We start from the raw sequence: 3,336 nt of genomic DNA, 5'->3' as shown, positions 1-3,336 counted from the left end.
TTCTAATTTTATTGCTGCAGAATACGATGCGCGTTTTAATTTCGTCATTTTTTCACCCAAATTTGTATGCTTATCAGCATAACATTTCTTTCTTAATGGGTGGCCAAAATCACTGTACCACTACAAATAAGGCTAAAAGAGTGGATAGAGTTAAATGAAGATTTCCACACAAGAAATCTTTTAGAGTGGTTAGAATTACAAAAAGCTTTATTTCCTTTGGGTGCCCCCTGTAGAACTGAATGGACAGATCCCAATGCAATTATTGCGGTTTTAAATGAGGTTTCCCGAATTAGGAGCCTTAACCATATGTTTTATCCAACAGGTGGTGGTAATACTCTCCGCTCTGCGACAAAGGCAGAAGAAAAAGATCTGATCGCACTTCATATATATGGAGGAAGTGCTGGGCTTTTAAAACCTAAAAAGTTATCGTTTGAGTCCTTTGGATTAGATCCCCAATGGAGTTATTTCAGACTTGAGGTTTATGAAATCGAACCTACAGATGTTGAAAACTCCTTGGGTAAAGAAAAAATTAGTGAGACTCTCTGTGAATTGTCTCCAGGGAATTACATAAGCTATAACCATTGGGATCAAAATGAATATAAAGGTAATGAGTTGCCAGATACTGCACGACCTATTACTAGGTTTCTAAGTGGCTCGTTTGTCCTTTTCGGAACTCGATCAATTTATAATCGTACTTCTGCTACATACGACGCTCGTCATAATAAAATGACAGAAGAAGAATTTAGAGATTACATTGGGCGTAGCGCAAAAGTTCATCATGAGAAAGATGTTGCCTAACAAAACGGACACAAACAGCTGGCTATGCTCGTTCCTCGTTATTATAGCCAGCCATTTTTAGCCGCTTAGCGAAGCCTTACGAACATCCGGAAATGGCACTCTCCAGCCACTCGACAACATAAAATGCTGATAATAATTGGTAAGGTATTTTACTGTGTCGGATGGCGCTTTGCTTATTCGACCTACACTGGCACAAAACTGCCCATCAAATAGGTATAATTTTTATACTGTAGTGGTATAAAACTTAAAGGGAGGTATATTGTCGTTGATAATGATCAAAATCTTTATGCTTACGATGCAAACAGAAAACACATGAATTTCATTGCGCCTCTTATTTGTAGTAGCCAATGAAATAGAATAATTATTAGAACATTATCAAAGTATTAATTTCACAAGTTACACTCCTTTGGTTATGCTAGTGAGCATTATAAAATTATATTGCGAAACCCTCTATGCTACCTCTACTTCGTATCTTGATAATTGAGCAAGACCCAGCCACTTTACAAGGGCTTTCAACGAACCTATCAAAGACCATTCCTAACTTTGAGCGAGACGATATTCATATCGATATTATTGAATGCCTCGAGCTTAAACACGCGCTGGAATGTGTAGAGGAAGATGGTGATATTCAAGCCGTGGTTCTAAGCTGGGATATGCACAACAAAGTGGGTGAGCGGATGTATAGCCGCTTTATCGAGGATTTAAAGGCAATTCGCCTTGAGTTACCGGTTTATGTTATTGGCGACGACACAAAAGGGCTGGAGATCGTAAACGAATCAGAAGAAATCGAATCATTCTTTTTTAAAGATGAAGTGATTTCTGACCCAGAAGCGATTTTAGGTTATATGATCAACGATTTTGACGACCGCTCTGAAACGCCATTTTGGACGGCGTATCGTCGTTACGTTGGTGAAGCAAACGACTCTTGGCATACACCGGGTCATAGTGGGGGTTCTAGCTTTAGAAACTCACCTTACATCAAAGATTTTTATCAGTTTTACGGCCGCAATGTATTTGTTGGCGACCTGTCGGTTTCGGTAGACTCGCTAGGTTCATTATCAGACAGCACTAATACTATTGGTCGCGCCCAAGAATCAGCAGCGGCGACGTTTGAAGTTAAGCACACCTACTTTGTTACAAATGGTTCATCTACCTCAAATAAAATCATCTTGCAGACACTCCTGCGCAAGGGAGATAAAGTAATTGTCGACCGTAATTGCCATAAATCAGTACACTATGGCATCTTGCAATCAGCCAGTTACCCCATTTATTTGGCGAGTATCTTAAATCCAAAATATGGCATTTTCGCGCCACCATCGTTGGCCGACATCAAGTTAGCAATTGAAAACAATACTGATGCTAAATTACTAGTGCTTACCGGTTGTACTTACGATGGCTTACTTAGCGACCTAAAACAAGTCGTAGATTATGCTCATCAATATGGTATTAAGGTATTTATAGATGAAGCCTGGTTTGCATACTCTTTGTTTCATCCTAGCTTTCGTCATTATTCTGCGATACATGCAGGGGCTGACTACATTACGCATTCGGCGCATAAAGTAGTATCGGCGTTTTCTCAAGCGTCTTATATTCATATTAACGACCCCGATTTTGATGCCGATTTCTTTCGAGAGATTTATAGTATCTACGCTAGTACATCGCCTAAATATCAGCTTATTGCATCGCTTGACGTGTGCCAAAAGCAATTAGAGATGGAAGGCTATAAGCTGCTCAATGCGCTGCTAAATCATGTTGAGGAGTTTAAACAACAGATGGCCTCGCTTAAGCAAATTAAAGTATTAGCTAAGCAAGACTTTATGGAAATATTCCCGCATTTTAGTGGTGATAATATGGGCCACGACCCATTAAAAATCCTTATTGATATTAGTGAGCTACCATACTCATTAAAAGATATTCATAAATATCTACTGGATGAAATTGGGCTAGAGATAGAAAAATACACGCACAGCACCATTTTGGTTTTACTGACGCTTGGCGGCACACGCTCAAAAATAATTCGTTTGTACAATGCATTGAAAAAGCTAGACAGTGGTAAAGTAAAACTATCGAAATCGACGCGTAGAGCTCGCTTACCTGAAAATTTACCAGCCATAGACTTGGCGTGTATTCCAAGCGATGCTTTTTATGGCGACCGCGAATCTGTGCCTATTAGCAAAAGTAACAACCGCATTTGTGCAGGTTTAGTTACTCCATACCCACCGGGCATTCCGCTTTTAGTCCCAGGCCAGCATATCACTGATGATCATGTTGAATATTTGCAAGAGTTGGCAAGCCAAGGACTGACGATACAAGGCAGTTTCGATGGTGAAATTTATGTTCTTAAGGGTAAGGTTAAAAAATAAAGGTATTGGTTTAATACTATCTCGATAATAATACCAATCTGCTTATATACGGGGTCTATTTAACGTTAAGAAAATTACGCTAGAACTAGGCAAAAATTTTTGTATCTAGTTGTTCTAAATAAAAAATTTTTAACGACGTTATAGTGCAATTTAATTCGTTAAATTGATCAAAGAT

2 protein-coding genes are annotated in these 3,336 nt (G+C 39.0%); both read left to right on the top strand.

The annotated features are described in order from the left end of the window. Positions 1-306: 306 nt before the first annotated feature. Positions 307-798 (top strand): hypothetical protein, encoded by a 492-nt coding sequence (locus H5117_RS20280; protein ID WP_182739005.1) that lies wholly within the window; start codon positions 307-309, stop codon positions 796-798. A 452-nt stretch (positions 799-1,250) separates the two neighbouring features. Further along, positions 1,251-3,161: an aminotransferase class V-fold PLP-dependent enzyme gene (locus tag H5117_RS20275; protein WP_033021837.1), complete on the top strand. Its 1,911-nt coding sequence runs from the start codon at positions 1,251-1,253 to the stop codon at positions 3,159-3,161. The last annotated feature ends 175 nt before the right edge of the window (positions 3,162-3,336 follow it).

The organism is Pseudoalteromonas sp. SG45-1 (genome assembly GCF_014164135.1).
Lineage (GTDB): Bacteria > Pseudomonadota > Gammaproteobacteria > Enterobacterales > Alteromonadaceae > Pseudoalteromonas > Pseudoalteromonas distincta.
This window is presented reverse-complemented; position numbering and strand designations above follow the sequence as displayed.

Bases quoted from the DNA above. Each gene is read 5' to 3' on its own strand.
- H5117_RS20280 (WP_182739005.1), top strand. From the start codon at position 307: ATGTTTTATCCAACAGGTGGTGGTAATACTCTCCGCTCTGCGACAAAG.
- H5117_RS20275 (WP_033021837.1), top strand. From the start codon at position 1,251: ATGCTACCTCTACTTCGTATCTTGATAATTGAGCAAGACCCAGCCACT.